The organism is Candidatus Borrarchaeum sp. (genome assembly GCF_019058535.1).
In the GTDB taxonomy this organism is placed as follows: domain Archaea; phylum Asgardarchaeota; class Sifarchaeia; order Borrarchaeales; family Borrarchaeaceae; genus Borrarchaeum; species Borrarchaeum weybense.
Window position 1 is genome coordinate 1 of the sequence record NZ_JAHPYX010000263.1, and the last position, 21,016, is coordinate 21,016.

A 21,016-nucleotide genomic window follows, 5' to 3' on the forward strand; every position below is an offset into this window, starting at 1 on the left:
ATCTTGGCTTCCATCAGTAGACCAATACCAGAAATGCGGCACAGGTCCAGGATTCACTTGTACGGTAAGTTCATCTGTTGCCACAATAGCTGGTCCACTAGTTTCGACACGGGCTTGAACACCATTCTGTCCATATACTGAAGAAATTGGCCCTAGTGCCAGAAAGCAAATTATTATTATTGAAAGTATCAATTTTCGCACGCTTAGTCTTCCAAGCTTAAAGAGTTCCATTTGTGTCACCTAGTAGTCTTAAAATAATTTATTTTTTTCTACAAGATTTTCCATATGACTTTTAATAAAAAAATAAAAGAGGGTTATGATGATGATAATTGTTGTAGTTGTTCTAATGGCGTCTTCTAACTGCAACTGCAAAGAGAGCAGCAAACGGAATGACTATGATCGCTATCGTACCTAAGCAAAAGCCTCCAAGTCCACCAGTTTCTGCTGACAAATCACCAATTCCAATAGTTGGATCGTGATCTAAAGTATCAGTAAACGAGGGGTAATTGAACCATACCTTTAGACCTGTTGCCTGCTCTAGTTCTTCAGCATTAGCTGTTACAGTCACTGATTGTCCATCTGCTGTTGCCGAGTCTTCGTAGGCAAAGAAGGCATCGCCGATCTGATAACCATCGTTACCTTCTTCTATCGTATGTGTGCCGTTATCTGTTGTAAAATCAGTGCGTACCGCTAACCTGTTATCTTCACTTACAAAGTTCCAATTTTCGATGTAAACATCAATCTTCATCTTGTTACCTTCATCAGCACTAATATGACAAGTTAAAACGACCACTAAATTCTCTGACGCGATTTTAGTTGTACTTAAATTACCTTGTTGTCCATTATTTCCATTTTTCTTGCCACGTATTGGTCCAACCAAAGTAAAACTGAATTTTACAGAGTCTGCAGTATCACCAGATTCTAGAGAATCTCCATCTTCCGTTGTAAGTCCACTAAATTCCCATTTTCCACTACTTAATGAGAATGAAGCACCACCTAATTCTGTTTCAGTTGAAGCAAACATTTCGTCACCATTGTCATCGCTGTATTCTATTAGATGCTGGAACTTCACATGATACGCGTCATCTTGGCTTCCATCAGTAGACCAATACCAGAAATGCGGTACAGGTCCAGGATTCACTCGTACGGTGATATCTTCCGTTGAAACAGTCACTGGTCCATGTGTCTCAAGACGAGCTTGAACACCATCTTGTGCATACACTGTAGATATAGATCCTAGTGATAGAAAGAATAGAAATGCCACTGAACATATGACTTTTAGTGCTTGTCGTTTTCCAATTTTCGGTATTTTCATTTTTATCACCTGACATACTTCAACACAACTAAATATTTATCCTTTTAGTTCTAGATTTCTCGAACATGGCTTCGAATTTTTTCGAATAGTTGCAGAAAAGGAGATTAAAAGAATAGAAAATGCTACGAAACAAAATAATTTGATATTGGCCGGAAAACAATGAGACCATAATCATTATTTGCACAGTATAAGTGTTCCTGAAGCGATATATCAGTTTTTCATTAGATAATCAAAAATATATCAAGATATCTGCAAATCAAGATGTATCAAATCATAGATGTGAGATGTCGGTGAATATAACAATTTAATAACTTGAATGAGTAGTATCTTATATCCTATAAATAGAATTGAGTAATTGAATATAATAGTAACTTATAATCCATTTCTTTTTCTTCTTATCGTAGTACGAGTTTTTTACTAGTTGTGTGGAGAGTTTTACGAGAATATTTATAGAACAACATAAAGAATATTTTAACGAATATCTACACAAACGCATATATGCTACAAACAACTGATATAATATTAAGAAAACGCGCGCATCTTGGAAATAGTATCTTTAAATTCATTAACATTTCAAAATCATAAGTTAGCAAAGTATCTGCCGCATCCCAGCACTAATAATCTTCTAATTCGCAATTTAACCCTTTGAATAATGGAGACCACTTACATTTATCTCAGAAAACGTATTTAAAAATTATTTCCCTCAATTCCTACCAACATTAATGGTAGCGACGTATTTGAGGTGTCTTAGTGATAAAAATCAAAGAAACCAGCGAAGATCCGACTTTATTCTGGCTACTTGACCTTTATATCCCACAGTATCAGATTGCTATGGGATCGGTAGATTTTAAAGGACATATATTGGCAACCTCTAAACAAATTTGGAATTTCATTACTACCCATGAACAAGAAGAAGAAACATTTATGCGATCTTGTCTTATAGGACCTTCAGTATTATATGGATACACTTCAAGAGGTATACGAAAAGTCAAAACACTTTCTGGAGTGATCTTTGATTCGACTGAATTACGTCCTGACAAACCTATACCACTCCTTGATACGATTAATCCGATTGTTATAGATCCTATGGCAATATCTGATGAACAAGAAGAAGAAGAAAATGATTTCCAAAGCCCCTCACAATTAATGGGGTACTTTGCAGAAAAGACATTTGAAAGTACTTCAGGTCTCGATAAAGCTAGAACCTATCTTGGAGGACGCCATAAAGACAAGTACAACATTCTTATGAACGGTATAGATTCAGGAGTGTATCGATTTCCACAGCACCTTCCCATCTTAGAAGTAAACCAAAGAAAACTGATAAATTTAGATAGAAGAAATCTAGCTCAATACATAATAATTGAACTCAATCCTGTTTTCGATCCAAATCTAGACACATGTAGCCAGTTTATTGAGGTTTATGATATAACTTTAGAATCTATGTTAGCAGCAAAGGAATGCTATTTCTTTTGAGAGTGCATCGAGGATTTCATAGATGAAAATCAAAGAAGAAATCTCGCGAGTATTATACAAGAAGTCGTTAATTAAAATTCGCTTATTTAAACAACCGTCGCATAAAGCCGGGAATACGAGTTTTATCTCTAGGGGTTTTTCTCGGTTTTTCCGCTAATACTTTAACTTTCTCTTTCTTCTGAAGAATCACTTTGGCGAGTTCATTCATAACATCGACAACTTTGTCTCCAGTTTTTGCTGAGGTTTCATAAAAGATGACACCTTTTTGCATGGCGTAATTCGATCCCTCTTCTGTAGAAATAACACGTTCATCGATCAAATCGGTTTTATTGCCAACGAGGATGACAGGTATCTCTCTGCACTGTGAATACAGGTTATCAAACCATCGATCGAGATTATTAAAACTCTTTTTTCTCGTAATATCGTAAACAATGAGGGCTCCACTGGAACCTTTGTAATAAAAGGGGCGTATATAATCAAACATTTCCTGTCCGCCTGTATCTAAGATGCTCAATGTTATCTTCGTATCTCCATGAAAAAGTTTTTTCACAGCATATGAAACTCCAATAGTTGCTTTATATTTCGGGTCGAACTTATCGTAAGCGTATCGCATGGCAATGCTTGTCTTTCCAACACCACCATCACCGATTGCAACAACTTTAAAGATGAATTCCGACATTGAATTCCATTCCATATACTGAGATTTTTAATTATTTTATATTATTTCTTACTCATAGACAATAATTCAAATACCTTCATCTGTTCTTTCCGTCAGTTGTTCTGGAGGAATAAAGTAGTACAGCTCCTTTGAAATCTCTGGATACAGGATATTCCGTAGTCTGAAAAGTATTTTCAGTATACTTGCAGTTCTTATGAAATCCAGAATCCCAAAGAATTTTGATAAGAGTTTGGTTCGTAACACACTGGTCGAACCAAAATGATCCGTAAAGTAGGCCTTTTCAAGGGCTTTCCATTGTTGTAAGATAAATCCAGCTTGAGGGTGTTCAATTTTGGAATATAAGTCATATGCTTTCCATAAGGCCCTTCCGCTCATGTGAAACTTCTCTTGCATCGAATATAAAGATACTAGGTCTAATTGAACTTTTGCCGCTCCTTCGACCAACTTTGATAAGTCTTTTGTTAATTTAAAGTCGAAGGCATCAAAAACAAGTTGATTCATCTCATAAAAGTGACTAAGGTCACCATCCCAGTTCGAAAGAACGTGAGAATACCTTCTTTCAATATTATCTATCAATTGTTTTTGCCCTCTGCGTATTTTCCTTTTGTAAAAGATTCGTTTGCCAACAAAAGTGGCTATAGTAACATATTGCCCATATTCCAAGAAAATTTCAAAGGTTTCTATATCGATTGTCCGCAGGGGTTTCTCACTACGGGTGGCTTCCATTACGAGACTTACAATTCCAGACAGCGCGGCACTCATTAATTGGCTATCGACGCCTCCTTTTTCTTCGAAAAAGGTTCTGTAATGGAGACCTTGACCCTCATTTGTAAATATATAAATTGAACGAAGTTTTCGTGGATCGATTGCTGCAAACGTTGTGACCTGAAGGGTAATTAGAATTGAAGCGATGGCAGGAAGAACATAGAGCGAGGGGTCTATCAGTACAGAAAGGGGGTTCTCTATTGCTTGTGATCTATATTCTGGCCAATAATCAGGATATTGGACAGCAGTTGCAAAGGGATATTTCACTACGATATTAAACGGAAACGCTGAGGAGAGAAAGTCTCTAAATCCTGTTTTTTTAGCCGAAATTGTAAAAGTATAATTACCTGTGTCGAGCGTATCTGTTTCAAGGAGTAGTCTGTATTGTCCCTCTTTTTCTTCCAACTCATAAGACTCTATTTCGTTACCGAATGTGAGAGTAACACTTGCGTTGCTTACAAATGTTCCTTCGTCATCGGCTAAAGTCACATCGATTTCAGCTGGGACATATTTTTCTGTTTCCTCATTATAGGTGATTTGTGCACTTAGTGTCCTTATGATTGTGGTTCCACCACTGTCTCCGCCTCCACCACCGCCGCCACCGTTACTGCCATCACCACCGCCTCCATCATCGCCGGTTTCAACTATCACTTCTAAATAATTCAAACTGTAACTGAGGCTACTACCGCTGCTGAGTATATAACGAATTTGAATATCTCCAGGATTACTACTGATATAATTACTTGCTGATGAGGAAAAAGTTTCACTATGTTGTGTTTCATTGTCTTCCCCAATTAAAAAGCAGGTAACCCATCGAGTATTTGTGTAATCATATATCTTCGCTTCTACAATATCTCCAAGGTTAGTTACATTTGAGTAATCAACAACAGTAATTTGAGTGACTGATGACCTATCACCTGTAAAATCTTGAATATTATAGACCATATCAATTTCCCAGTCACCAAGAGGAGCAGCACCTGTAGTAGATGAACTATGAACATTTACTTCTAGATAATCTACATCCAAAGTTGCTGTACTGCCGCTAGATGTTTGTACATAGCGAACCCAAATCGCACCAGTACCATCCTCAAGATAATACTCAGGATTAGTGCTTATAATGTCGCTATGGTTTGAAACCGTAGAATCTATATCAAAGTTTAATAAAATCCACAGACCATTTTGAAAGTCCCGGATATACGCTCTCATATCTTGGTCGCCTTTACTTACATCATACACACTAATATTTGCTACATCCGCTAAAGCTTCATCACCCGCCCATGAAAAAGTATAATAAAGATCTAGCGCCGCTCCAGTCGATTCAAATAAGGCAGCATCAATTTCAGCACTATCTTGAGCAAAATCCGAAGCTGACACTGTATCTAAATAGCGTATGAAGATATAACTGTCATCTATGATTTGTGTTGAAGAATTTATCGTGGTATTATACCAACCTGCTGAGGCAGAATTGATTTGTGTAATAGTTTCCCATTGTGCATCCGTATTATAGACTTGTACAGTAATATTTTCAGTACCACCTCTTTTGCCATAAATACATATTTTATTCGTGCCTGCTGTGGGGGAAACTCCAGTAATTTCTTGCATTACATTTAATCTGTATACTGGAGATGAAACCGTTACGACTATCCAAATTTTCTCAAAATTTATATATTCTTTGCTGCCTGAATCGTTATTCAAGAACCTAACATTTATGTTCTGAAGTTTATTAATAGTATCGATACCCACTAAAGTTGATGAATTTACAAAATTGACTTGTCCATCCACCGGTTTCATACCTGTACTTTTCCAATCGAAGGTAGTTGAATTATATTCAATATAATTAGAATTGCTACAACCTGATTCTACACTATACTTCACATAAAGCTCGACAGATGTAATTGTTCCAGAAATAGTTGTTGTGTCCCATGAAGTTATGTGCATTCTCTTACCTGGTTTTACACCAAGGACATCTCCATCATCAAACCAAGTGTAATATATTATTTGATCTTCAGTTGTATGAAGCTCACCAATTTCTGTTGGTATTGAACCATAAGTAGTGTCTTCATTTAGCGTTTCAAATGAAGCATCAGCAGCATCGAGTGTTGCGCCAGTAACCCCTGTGGTCGTACCAGTTACATTTGTTTCGTAAAGAACTTCCTGTAAAGTAGTGGATACTAGAGGGTAATTATAATCGTAATTACCATCATACGTGATTGTCTCTGATTCATCTTCGCCGCCATCTGAACCTTGTGTAAATGTTTTGCCTGTTGCTGTCTCTGTATTAATATATTGAGAGTCAATCAGCTGATATTCGTCGTCATAATCAAAGAGAGTTACACTCGTAGTACCAGATTGTATCCCAACGGTTAATTGGCTACTTTGCACTTTTAGATGATCTGGCGATGTTTGAAAAGTAGAGAGTTCTCCTTGACCATAACTGTCAGCAGTTTGATCTAGCGAAACGTTAGGTTGCATTGTAAGTGTACGAGTAGTATCAGATGAATAATTAGCAGCATTATTAGGGAGTCCTATCAGTAAAAATAAAACAACTAGAACAGTTGCTATGAGACATATCCTACGGAACGACTTCAACGTATTATCCCTCTTACTAGACTCCGATTCTGCTTTTTAAGATTAAATGAAAGGATTATGAAGTAATGCCGAGTGCACAACATATTTTTTAAATTTTTAGGTTATTTAGTAAATACCACGAAAAACTGCCTAAAATCAATTTTGGTGTAATTATTTCATTTTCAAGATATAGGTTTTAATTGGGTGCGCGCACTTTTAAGCAATTCTTCTATATGTCAATAAATAGATACTATATTTTAGCGTTATAGTAAAACTCTCCGCAAATCAACACAACTAGATATTGTAGATGAAATTAAAAAATTGTAAAATGCGATTTTACTACTTTTATGTCTAAAAGAAATCTTTAAACGCATTTGTATTGAATACCTAAATTTACTTCTTTCCAAATAACTGAACTAAAACCTTCTTATATGCCTTTATCTGTTTATTTCAATATCTTTTCTGGAGGGATGAAGTAATATAGCTCCTTTGAAACCTCAGGATATATCAAACCCCGAATTTTAAAAAGAATTTTAAGCAGCCAAGGAGTTTTTACCAAATCCAGTATGGCAAAAAATAGATTTAATAACTTATGCTGTAACTCAGTTTTAGGCGGAATATGATCTACGAGAAATGCCTTCTCAAGTGCCTGCCAACTCTCTAAGACAAAGCGCTTGCGCGGACTGTTGATTTTAGCGTGTAAGTCGTAGGCTTTCCATAAGGCAGCACCACAAATTTGATACTTCTCCTGGCTCGCGTATAATTCTACAATACTTTCTTGCACCTTTGCGGCATCAAATATCAGTTTCGTCAAGTCTTTTGTCACTCTAAAGTCAAAGGTATCAAACACAAGTTGATCCAACTCATAAAAGAAACTTAAATCACCATTCCAGTTCATGAGAATGTTCTCATACTTCATTTCAATCGATTCTACCAATCTTTTTTCTGCATTTCGTATTTTTCTTTTATTCAAAGTTCCTTTTTCAACAAAGAGAGCTACCGTAAGAACGCGTCCATATTCTAGAAAGATATCAAAGGTTTTTTGATCTATTGTGTGAGTTGGCTTTTCGCTTTGAGTTGCTTCCATGACAAGATTTACAATTCCCGATAGCGCAGCACTCATTAATTGACTATCAACTCCTTCTCTGCCGAAGGATCTGTAATAAATGCCATGGCCTCCAGATGTAAATATATAAATTGAATGAAGTTTCTTCGGGTTGATTTGCGCAAAAGTCGTGACTTGAAGTGTTATTCCAAACAAAATTAGAGAAGGTATAATATAGAATGTCGGATCTAAAAACAAAGAGGTTTGATTTACCATCAATAGTAAGAAATATGAATGCTGCTCAATCGCAGTTAAAAACGGATAAGAAACAATAATTCTAAATGGAAATGCGGATGAGATAAAATCTTTATATCCAGATCTTATTGCATAAACTGTAAAGTTGTAATTTCCAGTGTCAAGATTGTCAGTATCAATTAGAATCGTGTAATAATCATCTTTTTCAATCATAGAAAGAGGTTCTGTGATGTTTTCAATGGTAAGCGTAACATTTGCATTGCTTACAAAAGAACCTTCCTCGTCGGTTAGAATCACGTCAACCTCAGCGTCGCAGTATTTTTCTATTTCTTCGGGATAAACGATAGACGAGATAAGAGTTTGTTGGCTTGTTCCTCCTCCATTCCCTCCACTTCCACTGTCACCACTGTCATCACCACCATCTATGCCTCCTCCTCCACCTCCCCCATTCTGGCTTGTGGAAGTAATATCAACTTGTAAATAATCCACATTCACGATGACAGGCATATTACCATTGAATACGTAACGAATTTGAATATTTCCAGGGTTACTGCTGATGAAATTACTAGGGAATGAGGAAAAAGTGGCTGTATGAGAGGTTTCGATGGTTTCATTTATATTAAAACAGGAAACCCACTGATAATTTGCATAGTCAAAAAGTTGTACTTCAATGTTCGCGGATGAATCATTTACGAATGAAGAATCATGAACCCTGATTTGCGTGACTGCTATCCTATCGCCCGGGAAATCCTCAAAATCGTATACAATATCTGCTTGTTGGTTTATTCCTGTAACACAATGAATATTCACTCCTAAGTAGTCTACGTTTAATGATGCTGAGCTTGAACTATCTATCTCATTATATCTTATCCAAATTTCGTTAGTCCCGCTAATATAACTTCCGAGGTTAGTATTAATAATATATGTATGATTTGTATAAGCAGCCTCAATAGAAGTAGCATTAGGCGGCATAGACACCCATTGATTACCATCAAAATCTTTAATACACAATTCTATATCTTGATTTCCGTACCTCACATCATAAATGCTTATATTCTTTTCATTCCCAGTTTCAGCCCATTTGAAGACGTAATACAGATCTAAGTCATAAGAGGCGGGATCAGAAAATGTCCTCACTTCAACAACGTCAATAAGAATAGTAGGAGGATTTCCATCTGGTTGTGTATCACGGTATCGTATCGTAAAAGTATCTTGTCCAGTTCCCAAAAGATGGCGACTTTTATTAAGGGGGTATACATTCCAGCCCGGAGATGATTCGTATTGAAAAGCGCCTAGAGTATCCCATTCGTTTAATGTATCCTTAGAAGTTCTGGATTCATACTTCAAGGATACCGGGTTTCTTGAAATCGATGTTATTGATTCCTCCGAAGTTATTATTGATCTATATAAGAGTGTCAAGAGACACCACGCCTCTCACGTGCCACTGTGGAAACCCTTGCCCGTGAAAGAACTGTCTATAGTTGTCTATTTTGTATATAAAATCAATAACTGTTAACCAGCCCAGGAATTTAGTATCTTTTTTCTTTTCGAAATTCAAAAATAACGTACCTAGAAGTGAACTACTGGTTTATGTTACGACTTTCTAGTTCTTAAATTAGCAAACTAAGATCTCAAATCCAATTTAGAGAAGAACTTTTAATAAAGTGAAAATACCAAGAGTTACTACTACAATGCCAATAACGCGTTTTAATTTTTCTACATTAATTTTTTTCACTGTAATTGAGGCAACAGGAGTAGAGAAAAGGGCGCCTATCAATAGAGGTATTGCGAGAACAAAATTTATTGAAATAGTAAAGGCATAAAGAAGGATACCAACTAAGCAAACTAGACCTTCTGCGACAGAAGTGCTACCTATCGAATTTTTACAATTTCGTCCAGAGATAACTTGTCCACCTGTAACCAGTGGCCCATATCCTCCGCCACTTATTCCTTTGTTAAAGGCTGCAAGAACACCAATCCCCACAATTTTTTTCCACGAAAAAATCCAAGAAATGTTTGCAATAATCAAGAGACCCATTGAAAGCACTAATATTCCAATATACATACTCACAAAGAGTTTAGAGAGAGTCAATGCAAGCATGACGGCGATTATCGTACCCGCAATACTACATGAAGCGAGAACTAATGTTACTTGTGAATCTTCTGAGTTCTTTTTAAAGTCACAATTCCCTAACTTGTTGTGTAAAAACCCTGCAGTAAAACCTGTTGCAAATTCTGATAAGAGAACAGCTGGAACAATATGCAATGGCTCAAAATCCATAAATAGAAGGAGAGGTGTAAGTGTTGTCCCATAACCCATGCCTAAAGAGGAATCTACATATTCGCATAAAAATGCGATAGTTGTAAGAAATATGAAGAAATATAAAGGCTCCATTCTTTATCACTGAGAAATAATAATTATATTTAATGAGTTGGCTAATTATATTTAATTATTTAAGGGTTTTGGTTGAATAACTTAAACAATTTTTTAAAGACTGAAATAGACCGCTCTTTTATTATTCAAACTATTTTAGACAATTTAAAAAAAATGATCGCCGTTTAAAACTCTACTTTGTATAATTATGCGTAGAGACACCTAAGAGTGATAAGGCGTTTATATTGACAATATGAAGACGTAAACAATCAATTAGAATCAGCTCCGATTATTTTAGCCACGCTTTCTTTTTCTTGGCAATATTTTACAAGTTCCTGCGCGTCAAACTCTGCATCTTTATGCGTTAATAACTCCATCACATCGCGGTCTAGTATAGGGTTACCAAATAGATGCAACTTTTGCAAATTTTCGAGGTGTTCCAATCCCTTGAGTTCTTCTATCTGATTACGATCGAGATATAACGTTGTGAGATTCGTGAGTTTCCCCAATCCCTCAATTTCTTTTATTTGGTTGCCACTAAGGGATAAACTTCGAAGATTAGAGAGTGTATATAAGCCTTTAATCTCTTCAATCAGGTTATGATCAAGATATAATGCTTCTAGGTTGAAGAGGTGATCTAATCCCTTAATCTCTGTTATTTGATTACAACAAAGATTTAGATTTTTAATATGATCCAGTTGCTCCAAACCCTCGATCTCGTCGATACCAGTGAGACCTATGCCGTGAAGGTCTAGTGTACTATATATGACATAATATTTTTCCTCTTTGACCTTTACAAATTCTAATTTGTCCTCTTTTTTATCTTGACAGTATTTTACAATTTCTTGAGCGTTTTTATCTAATATAGGTCTCTCGCCAAATTTTATCGGATTGAGAAAAAGGTTTAAATGTTTTAGATTAATGAAATGTTCCAATCCTTTAACCTCTTCTATCCGATTATTAAAAAGAAATAATACTTTCAAATTAGTTAAAGGCTCCAGTCCTTTGATCTCTCCTATCTGATTATTCCTGATGTCTAGCGTCTTTAGGTTAATGAGCGTTTCCAAACCCTTAATCTCTTTTATTTTATTACGGCTGAGATCTAGTACTTCTAACTCAGTAAGGAAATCCAAACCCTTGATTTCATCTATCTGATTGGACCATAATGCCAGTCTTTTTAGGGTTTTGAGGGTTTCCAATCCTCTAATTTCTTTGATCTGATTACCACCAAGACCCAAGTTTTGGAGATTCGTAAGTTGTTCTAATCCTCTGATTTCGGCGGTATCAGTAATTCCTTTGGCATGAAGGTCTAGTGTACCATGCTTGACATAGTGCTTTTCCCCCCTAACTGTCACAAATGCTTCTTCTGCTTCAACTTGACCTGCTTTTACTTGGCAATACTCCACAATCTCCCATGGGGACATCCCAAAAGCGTATACACGTTCGGCATTGCCTATTGGATTGCCTCCAAGTTCCACTATTACTAGGTTGGAGAGATTTTCCAACCCCCTGATTTCTTCTATCTGATTTCGACTTAGATCCAGTACTTCGAGGTTAGAAAGTAACTCCAATCCTTTGATCTCTTTTATTTGATTTTTTCCGATATATAATGCTTGAAGGTTAGAGAGATGCTCCAGTCCTTTAATCTCTTCTATCTGATTATTACTAAGATCCAATATTTGTAGGCAGGTAAGGTCACCCAATCGTTTTATTTCCTTTATTTGATTTCCATTAAGATATAGTTCTTGGAGTTGCGAGAGATGCTCCAGTCCTTTAATCTCTTCTATCTGATTATTACGAAGGACTAATTTCTGTAAATTAGTTAGATCTTCCAATCCTGTGATCAATTCTAACTGATTACTACTGAGATCTAGTATTTCTAGTTGAGCGAGTGCTTCTAACCCTCTAAGTCCTTTTATATCATTACGGCTAAGATCTAGTACCTTTAGGTCAGTGAGAGCCTTCAACCCCCTGATTTCCGTAATATCAGCTAGCCCTATCTTCCTAAGGTTTAAGTTGCCGTATATGACAGAATACTTTCTTCCTTTAACTGTCACAAATGGCAAATCTATTTTGTCACATTTTTTATCTTGGCAGTATCTTACGACTTCCTGCGCACTCTTTTTCAGTAAAGGTAGTTCATCGTTTCTTATCGGATTACCATCAAGGTCTATTTCCTGGATATTTTCGAGATGCTCCAATCCCTTGATCTCTTTTATCAGGTTACGACTAAGATCCAGTACTTTTAAGTTGACAAGATACTCCAGTCCTTCGATCTCATCTATTTTATTTGCCCAAAGTGAGAGTCTTTGAAGATTTCTAAGATGCTCCAATCCTTTAATCTCTCTTATCTGATTACAACAAAGATATAGCATTCGTAGACGCTTAAGAAATTCCAATCCCTTGATCTCTTTTATTTTATTATAATTAAGCCACAGTAGTTTTAATTGAGAGAGTGTCTTCAATCCACTAATCTCTCTTATCTGATTACTACCAAGATATAATTCTTGGAGATTTGTAAGGTGTTCCAACCCTTTGATCTCTTTAATCTGATTCTGGCTAAGATCTAGTTTTTTTAGGTTAGTGAGATGCTTTAATCCCTTGATCTTGGTGAGATCAACAATTTCTTTATCGCGAAGGTCAAGTTCGCTTTTTTTTACAAAATACTTTTCGCCTCTAAGCGTCACAAAATCATTTGCCATATGGCATTCCTCATTCTTTTCGTGATTAATGACTTAAAGAGGTGTTCTCCTCTTTGTTTATTCTTTCCTCTTATCCTCTAAAGAGGATAACCTTCATTAAATGCTTACTTATTTCCAGAGTTCCTTCCAATGTTCGATTTTTTCTAGACCCCTTTCAATTAGATAACTAAGCCAAGAGCAGTCGTCCATTTGAGATCCTTCTAATGTGTCACGTTTTGCGCACAAAGCCGTCTCATAGACGGTGGTTGCAAGTCTCACAAGTTTTTTGGATGGTTTTTTTGATGTCTTTAATTTTCCTTTTCCAAAAAAACCCCAATAACCCATTTTTATACGACGCTCTCCTTTTTTGCTTTTATAAGATGGTTAACATGTATTGCGGCTTTTTCTTTCTCAGCTATTATAGCTTTTGCGCGTACAAAATTAATGGCTTTTATTGCGGCTCCTTCTGCTTCGGAAACTGTAGTTTGTATATCTTTTGGTCCAGTAGCCATACCTGCTGCGAAAATTCCTTCTCGTTTTGTTGCAAGTGGATCCAATTTCGGATGGCTCTCTAAAATGAATTTATACTCGTTTAGTGGAACCTTCAATTTCTGTGCCAACTCCTCCGTACCTTCGCTTGGTAAGACTGGTGGACATAAAACCGCAAGATCAACTTCATTTTCTATTATGCAGTTAATGTGCAAATCTTCTGCTCGAACTAGGAGTTTATCGCCATTTAGTGTCGGCATAATTTCAGAAACTCTGCCTTTGATGAAATTCACTCCTAATTCCTGTGCATGGTGATAAAAATCTTCATATCGAGTCCCTGGTGCTCGAATATCAAGGTAATAAAGCCAAATCTCAATCTCGAACTTTCTGAGGAGTATAGCTTGTTTCAGAGCATAGAGACAACATACAGTAGAACAATATGGAACACCCTCGTCCTTATTTGCTCCTGCTTCAGCATTCCTTGATCCACAACAAAGCACATAGGCGACTTTCTTAACATCTTTCCCATCACTTGGTCGAATAACTCGGCTGCCTGTGGGCCCTGTTATATCCAGCATTCGCTCCATTTGGAGAGATGTAAGGACGTTTGGATTTTTTCCATAAAGATATCTACCCAAAATTCTTGGATCATAAAGATCAAAACCCGTTGTTAGGATTATTGCAGCGATATCTATTTCTATAGTTTTTTCTTCATCATCTCTAATTATTGCATTCGAAGGACATACTGTTTCACAAAGTCCACAATCGGTACATGCGTTTGCGTCGATCACCGCAACGTTGGGAACTGCCTGAAGAAACGGTCGGTATATTGCTTTTCTTGTCCCTAGTCCTTGGTTAAATTCACTAGGCACTTCAATAGGACATACGTTAAAGCACTCTCCGCAGCCAATACATTTTTGAATATCAACAAACCGCGGCTTTTGTCTTATCTTTACTTTCCAATTTCCAGGTGTTCCAGAGATGTCCTCTATTTCTGATAAGGTTAAAAGTTGAATATTTTCTGCATCGTGAATATCTCCTAGCTTAGGAGTTAAGATACATTGCGAACAATCAAGAGTTGGAAAAACTTTTGGGTATTGGATCATGTGGCCGCCTATACTCGCCTCTTTTTCAACTAGATAACATTCCACTCCATACTCTGCCACACGAAGCGAAGCGATAATTCCAGCTATTCCTCCTCCACACACAAGAACCTTTGATAAACCTATTCTTTTATTATGTCTAAAACCAAAATGGTTCAAGAGAACTCCATCCTGCATTTATCTTTTTGATAACATCTTTATAGCGTTTTTCTGCCATTATTAGAGTTTTACCTGCTAAATATTGAACTATATATCCCTTCCCGATTATTTCAATGTAGTATTTTTCATCCTTCTGAAGAAAACGTAAGATTTTATTTTCTGAAATTATGAAAGTCTTTAAATACTTCAGTTTAGGAATTTCGACCAGTATTTTTTTTCCACCTCCTCTTTCTTTCATTTTATTATCGAATCAGGAACATTCCGGTAAAAACACAATATCTTTTAATGATTAAAGCTCGATTGGTATACAAAATTCCCTGAATTCCTTTCGTGTTGGCAACTTAGCAGTAATTATGAAAAAAATACTGTATGAATGTATTTTACTTAAACACATTAGAGACATCATCTCCATTTCAGGTAGAATTAAATAACATGTTTTGCTGTGAACTTGAATTTCTTTGATGAGATTATAGTTCTAGTTTATTTCTTGTGTCTTAACCGGTTGATTAACCCAAGTGCTATCTTTAATGAGTTTTGAGAGCCTATGTGCTGGAATTTTTCTGGGAGATGTATTAGGATGATTATACCAAGCAATTACTTCTATAAAGGTAAGGAATATCCCGACTAATGTACCAGAGAGCACACCAGTGCCGCACAATATATAGTTGCACATTATCCCATAGTAGTAATCTACTACAAGACCTATTATCACAAAACTCGGGACAGTAATTGCTAAGCTAAGGTTTTTGAAACATTCTATTTTTTCTTTAATAGTATTGATTGAGTTTTCTCTCACGATATCACCCCATAGGTTAAATTCAAATCATTATGGAAAAAATTATTCAGTTAACGCATCAAAAAACCTTTAAACTGACTATTAGTTTGTTGGAAATATTGTTTTTAGCCTATTATTGTAGTTGCCATCATTAGTGCAATAACAAAGGCATAAATTGCAATGGCCTCAATGAAAACAATAAAGAGCATGGTTCTTCCGTATATTTCTGGTTTTTCAGCAATCGCTCCACACGCTGCAGAACTAGCCATACCCATACCTAAGGCGGCCCCAAGACCAGCCAGACCGAGAAGAACTCCAACACCTATAGCAATGAGTCCGTTTTCAGGAATTGTATGGATGATTTCATTCTCAGCAACGGCACGCTGAATTAGCAAAAAGACTGAAAGAAACGAAAGGATCACGAATTTAGATTTTTTCATATTTCAGTTCACCTCCTCTTCTTTAAGTATAGAGTATCAAATGATTTTGAATTTTCGTAGGACTCATTTCTTCTAATTTGCCAGCAAGAACTAACCTAAGATCGTAAATCTCATAAAATTTCACGATAAGAAAACAATAGAGTAAAGCAACATTATAGGGATGCTCATTAAAGCAATCCCTGCACAAACGCACATGATGCCTTGGTAAAGTGACTTCTAACGTTGAAATCACTTCAAAAAGCTCTTTATCTGCAAAATCCGCAAAAAGGTACTCATAAAATGGGCATTGTGAAAAAATCTGTGAAACCTTATCTATACTATCTTGTTTTAAGATAATAGGAACAATTTTGCAGATCCTATAATAAATTGGAATAATAAATTGTTGTGGGTCGATACCTTGCGAAATACATCGTAAAATTACTAAAATATTCATTAAATCAATTTCTTCTCCCACTAAATTCTTAATATGAAATTTTGGATTAATTCTGAATAACTTATTAGACTTCCACTTGCATACAGTTTTCCAAAGTTGGCTGTATACAAAATTATCAATAGATAATTCTAAAAAAAGCAGATTATCTGAGGCCTGATATTCAGAATATGCTTCTAAAAGTTTATTTCTTAGTTCGGGGTTTCTAATGTTTTCTAGAGCATCTTTAATTGTATTTTCTTTAGCAAGTGGAGTAAAACTTTCCGAAAAGCATCCATTTGATGCTATTCTTGGAAATGAGCCTTTAATAGGGAAAATATATTTAAGAATGTCATCTCTATCAAGGTCGGCGTGTATACCTCTCAAGATTGTTTTTAAATTCGAACTATTAAACTTTGCCAATATAGCATTAAAGGTATAGGCAAGCTTCCCCCTTAAACCCCTATGAAGCGAATTACATATATCAGAAAAGTGTGTTTTTAATGCTATTTCAATTTGATCGATTGAAATCTCATCCAAGGCTTCAAAATATTTTTTATAAGAAGTTAAATTAATAATATCTATTAATTCGTTAACTGTAGCCGCTTGTAGCAAATTATGAATGGTGTCCGCTCTGGTCATAAAACTTAGGAGACCTCTAAGCCTCGCATTGAGGTAACCGTATGTCCAGAGCGACATTAGAATCCCCAGTTTTTGTATTAAACTATAATGATAAACCGGCTTGTGTATTAAACTATAATGATAAATACGCCCCTAATTTTTGTACAAATCCATATATTGTTTTTTTGATATTCAAATATAGTATCTACGTTGATGATTATAAACTTTTCACCAAAAAAGAAACTGATGATCACAAAAACGTGATAAAATGTGATATTTTTTGCGTTAGAAAATTTTGAAGGAAAATTACCTATTTTTAAAAAGTTATGGTAAAAAATGAGGACTTGCTTGACGCTTAAAAAGAAAAGGAGACGTCTAAACAACTTCCATTGTGGAAGGTGGTTTCTTTGCAATATTGTAAGTTACACTTACCACGCCAGGAACTTCTCTTGTGATCCTATCAGCTAGTTTCTCCAGCGTTTCGAAGTTTAAACATGTTGGTGTAGCAACTGTTGCATCGACACTATCCCAACATCTAATTTCAATTTGTCGACCAAACTCTCTCTTTCCGCTCCTTATTCCAGTAACTCTGTCTTCATGGAGTATTGCCATATATTGAAAGGCGTCTATGTTTGCTAATTCTTCTTCTACTATTGTTGTTGCTTTCCTAACAATTTCAATTCTCTCAGGTGTTACTTCCCCTATTACTCTTGCCGCTAAGGCAGGTCCTGGGAAAGGCATTCTGTTGTACGTTGATTCTGGAAGTCCCAGATGTTTAGCAACAACTCTCACCGTATCTTTTCTAAGTTCAAGCAAAGGTTCAATAACTTTATAGCCATATTGCTCTTCTGTATCTATTCCAAGTTGTTCAAGTACATTATGTTGCCTCTTTATCCCCGCAACAGTTTCTTCTATATCGGTGTAAATGGTTCCTTGAAGTAAGAATTTTGCTCCGCTTTCCTTTACTAATTTCCCGAAAACATCCTTGTAAAAAGTTTTTGTAATGCCTTTATCCCTCTTCTCTTCTGGATCTATTATTCCTTTCAATGCTTTGAAGAAAGTTTCTTTTGCGTCTATAATTTCTACGTGGACTCCTAGATTCTTAAATAGGGATACCACTTGTTGAGGTTCATCGTCTCTCATTAAACCATTCTCTATGAAGTAAGTTCTGAGCCGACTTCCTAAAGCTTTATGCCCTAACATAGTGACTGTTGATGAGTCAACACCGCCAGATAATGCATTAATAGCGATTCCATCTCCAACTGTTGAGGATATCTCTTGTATTTTCTCATCTATGAATTTTTCAGGATTAAGTTCATTAATTTTTATCTCTTTAATCTCCATTTGAAAAACACCCATATTAAGCTGAAAAATTTAAGCTGATTTGGATTTTAAGCTTTCTTTACATTTTTATGACTTATTCTTTTTAAAACCACAAGTCTCAACACTTCAAAGAGATTAATAATGATTTTAAGAAACATTTTAAATAACTTATCAAAAAGTTGCTAAAAAACAGAAAGAGCATACATATGAAATGTGTTCAAAAATCAACAATTAAAGAATGGCATAGCATCTAGTTTCAAATAAGAGTTAAACAAAATTAAGAAGAAAAATTATTTGGAATTGAGATTGGAAATGGACCTTGCTATTTAATTAAAATATTAAAGGTGTCCTCTTTTGCGCAAGTTCTAAATCTCTTTTAGCACGTTGATGATTAGGATTTAGCATCAACACCGTTTCATAACATTCTATTTCTTGACGAAAATAGCCCATTCTTCCATAAGCCCATCCCAAGAATAACCAAGCATTTTCATCATGAGGCGTGATTTCAACAATTCTTTGATAAGATTGAACTGCTTTGTCGCTTTCTCCACGCCTTTCATAAGCGACGCCAAGGTTGTACCATGCGATATCGTCTTCTGGGTTTAATTGTATTGTTTTACTGTAGCATTCTATTGCTGTCTCGCGTTGACCTAATTCATCATACGCAGCACCCAAATTGTTCCATAGTTTTATTGAGCTTGGATTGATACTCAATGCACGTCTGTAGAATTCAATTGCTCTCGTGTACTGAGATAACTCAAAACAAGTGACGCCCATATTGTACAAAAGATAAAAATTGTTCGGATCATTTTCTAGTGCTTTAGTATATTCATCTATCGCTTGTTGGTATTTTCTTTGCTTGAAATATGTATTTCCCCTTTTAAAGAACTCCTCCACGAAAGACATTATGAAACAACTCTCCACCATATCACTAGATTTTAATATTTTGAAAATTTCGCAGTGTATTACGCTCCGATATACAAATTTAACTGTAACTAACTGCAAATATTATATCCTAGCTTCAGAAATAAAACATTTTCGCATAAACTTTAAAATAAAGGAAAAAAATTGCGAGATCTACAATTACCTCACGAAGAATGCATGATTTTCAAAATATCAGTTATCGACATCATTTAACTTTTTTGACCAAAGGTCTGCACTACTAAAAGCAACCAAACCTATACAGAGAAGCATGATAACGGCAACGACAATATAAATAATAAACAATCCGAAAATCTCAGAAAGAATCCCATTCAAGAAAGATGAAAACGCGCCTCCAATCCAACTTATACTCATAAAATAACCATAGCTTCGACCACGTTTTTCAAAATGTGTTAAATCTGCTACTAAGGTTAGCACAATCGGGTACATTATGTATAAGCTAAATCCTACCATCAGAAGAAGAATGATTATCGCTACAGTTAATTGAACGAAAGCAAATAAAATCGAAACAACACCTAATACAAGCAGTGTAAGTAGTTCAATTCTTCGCTTTCCATACTTTTTAAATATAAAACCGCTTAACGAGATTGAAATGACTCCTACGGCAATCATTATACTCATTATCGAGTCTGCAATTGCTGTACTAAAGCCTTTTGTGGTTGTGAGAAAGAGTGGTGTAAATGCAAGATATGTACGATACGCTGCGCCAATACAGAAGTTAAGCGCTAGTATGAGAACTAGACCCCATTTTACCTTTGAGGAATAACTCGATGGTTTGTTTTCATCTGACTTGGAATGAGTATTTGAAGAATCATTAGTCGAGCATACATATGATGAGTTTCTAGAGAGGATTGAGTGAATAATAATAGCCAGAGCTGCTAAGACTCCCCAAATCAGAAAAGCCAGTCTCCATCCGAAGAATTGACCAATAAACCCATTTGAAAAGAATGCAATCAAAACTCCGAGATCTCCAACTCCTGCAATGACCCCCATCACTTTATCTCGTTGGACGTTTCCCTCATAAACTCGTGACACCAAAGTAAAATTTGCAGGGTGGAATGTACTTGCTCCAATGCCTGCCATACAATTAAAGGCGAACAATGCGGAGAAAATTTGAGTTTGACTAATTAGAAAAGAGGAAACCATTACTATGCCTAAACCAAAACTCAATAAGATTTTTTCAGAGAATTTTTCTGAAAGGTAGCCAAAAGCAATCTGAAAAATGCCCAGAATTAACAGATATGAAGCTAAGAGTACACCAATTTGAAAATAACTAAGCAAGAATTCTTGTGCTATAAGCGGTAATAATGCAGCTATTACAACTTCTGATCCATCATTTACTATATGGACAACGGAGCAACCTGTTAAAAGCTTTCGTTCAATGTATTTGGACAAATTGCATTCTTCCATACTCAAGAATTTTGCTTAATACTGTAAAGTAATCGATGAAAAAAACTCTAGTAATTTAAATCTTTCTGAGTCAATTCTTTAGTGAAACTTAGACATTGTTTGAATTATATCTCCTTCCAAAGTCGGATACTCTCTCATAAGATTCGCTATTACACAAGAATGGATTTGCATACATTCATTCAATATAAAT

At 35.8% G+C, this 21,016-nt stretch carries 17 protein-coding genes; 1 reads left to right on the top strand and 16 read right to left on the bottom strand.

All coding sequences use genetic code 11. The features are described 5' to 3' along the window. On the bottom strand, positions 1-231 hold a 231-nt coding region (locus QVB70_RS16295), incomplete at its 3' end, for a hypothetical protein (RefSeq protein ID WP_287588454.1). Between the two features lie 112 nt (positions 232-343). Further along, on the bottom strand, positions 344-1,315 hold the full coding sequence (locus QVB70_RS16300; protein WP_287588456.1) for a hypothetical protein: 972 nt from the start codon (positions 1,313-1,315) through the stop codon (positions 344-346). Between the two features lie 750 nt (positions 1,316-2,065). Here QVB70_RS16300 and QVB70_RS16305 point away from each other — a divergent pair. Next, on the top strand, positions 2,066-2,788 hold the full coding sequence (locus QVB70_RS16305) for a hypothetical protein (RefSeq protein WP_287588458.1): 723 nt from the start codon (positions 2,066-2,068) through the stop codon (positions 2,786-2,788). A gap of 82 nt (positions 2,789-2,870) precedes the next feature. Here the strand turns inward: QVB70_RS16305 and QVB70_RS16310 are convergent, their stop codons facing one another. The 14 genes from QVB70_RS16310 to QVB70_RS16375 all read right to left on the bottom strand — a co-directional run bounded on the left by QVB70_RS16310 (position 2,871) and on the right by QVB70_RS16375 (position 20,811). Next, the gene (locus QVB70_RS16310) at positions 2,871-3,467 is read right to left on the bottom strand and encodes a Rab family GTPase (protein WP_287588460.1); all 597 of its coding nucleotides are present in this window, start codon (positions 3,465-3,467) and stop codon (positions 2,871-2,873) included. Between the two features lie 66 nt (positions 3,468-3,533). Then, positions 3,534-6,821 (bottom strand): hypothetical protein, encoded by a 3,288-nt coding sequence (locus QVB70_RS16315; RefSeq protein WP_287588462.1) that lies wholly within the window; start codon positions 6,819-6,821, stop codon positions 3,534-3,536. A gap of 424 nt (positions 6,822-7,245) precedes the next feature. Next, positions 7,246-9,519 (bottom strand): hypothetical protein, encoded by a 2,274-nt coding sequence (locus tag QVB70_RS16320; protein WP_287588464.1) that lies wholly within the window; start codon positions 9,517-9,519, stop codon positions 7,246-7,248. A gap of 223 nt (positions 9,520-9,742) precedes the next feature. Further along, entirely contained in the window at positions 9,743-10,495 is a 753-nt protein-coding gene (locus QVB70_RS16325) for a sulfite exporter TauE/SafE family protein (RefSeq protein ID WP_287588466.1), read from the bottom strand. 248 nt (positions 10,496-10,743) lie between these two features. Further along, positions 10,744-13,176, bottom strand: coding sequence for a leucine-rich repeat protein (locus tag QVB70_RS16330; RefSeq protein WP_287588468.1), 2,433 nt, complete (start codon positions 13,174-13,176; stop codon positions 10,744-10,746). 108 nt (positions 13,177-13,284) lie between these two features. Continuing rightward, positions 13,285-13,500 carry a hypothetical protein gene (locus QVB70_RS16335; RefSeq protein ID WP_287588470.1) on the bottom strand — a complete coding sequence of 72 codons (216 nt, stop codon included), beginning with the start codon at positions 13,498-13,500 and terminating at the stop codon, positions 13,285-13,287. 2 nt (positions 13,501-13,502) lie between these two features. Next, positions 13,503-14,906: a CoB--CoM heterodisulfide reductase iron-sulfur subunit A family protein gene (locus QVB70_RS16340; protein WP_287588472.1), complete on the bottom strand. Its 1,404-nt coding sequence runs from the start codon at positions 14,904-14,906 to the stop codon at positions 13,503-13,505. After that, positions 14,887-15,144, bottom strand: a complete 258-nt coding sequence (locus QVB70_RS16345; protein WP_287588474.1) for a hypothetical protein — start codon at positions 15,142-15,144, stop codon at positions 14,887-14,889. Before QVB70_RS16345 ends, QVB70_RS16340 begins: the two co-directional genes overlap by 20 nt. A 237-nt stretch (positions 15,145-15,381) precedes the next feature. After that, a complete protein-coding gene (locus tag QVB70_RS16350) occupies positions 15,382-15,702 on the bottom strand; it encodes a hypothetical protein (protein ID WP_287588476.1) in 321 nt (106 codons plus the stop codon). Positions 15,703-15,806: 104 nt separating this feature from the next. Beyond that, positions 15,807-16,121: an ATP synthase subunit C gene (locus tag QVB70_RS16355; RefSeq protein WP_287588478.1), complete on the bottom strand. Its 315-nt coding sequence runs from the start codon at positions 16,119-16,121 to the stop codon at positions 15,807-15,809. 22 nt (positions 16,122-16,143) lie between these two features. Beyond that, complete coding sequence (locus QVB70_RS16360; protein ID WP_287588480.1) at positions 16,144-17,229, bottom strand: V-type ATPase subunit; 1,086 nt, start codon at positions 17,227-17,229, stop codon at positions 16,144-16,146. A 297-nt stretch (positions 17,230-17,526) separates the two neighbouring features. Further along, complete coding sequence (locus QVB70_RS16365) at positions 17,527-18,495, bottom strand: asparagine synthase-related protein (protein ID WP_287588481.1); 969 nt, start codon at positions 18,493-18,495, stop codon at positions 17,527-17,529. 309 nt (positions 18,496-18,804) lie between these two features. After that, positions 18,805-19,380: a tetratricopeptide repeat protein gene (locus QVB70_RS16370; protein WP_287588483.1), complete on the bottom strand. Its 576-nt coding sequence runs from the start codon at positions 19,378-19,380 to the stop codon at positions 18,805-18,807. Between the two features lie 210 nt (positions 19,381-19,590). Beyond that, positions 19,591-20,811: an MFS transporter gene (locus QVB70_RS16375; protein ID WP_287588485.1), complete on the bottom strand. Its 1,221-nt coding sequence runs from the start codon at positions 20,809-20,811 to the stop codon at positions 19,591-19,593. Positions 20,812-21,016 lie beyond the last annotated feature (205 nt).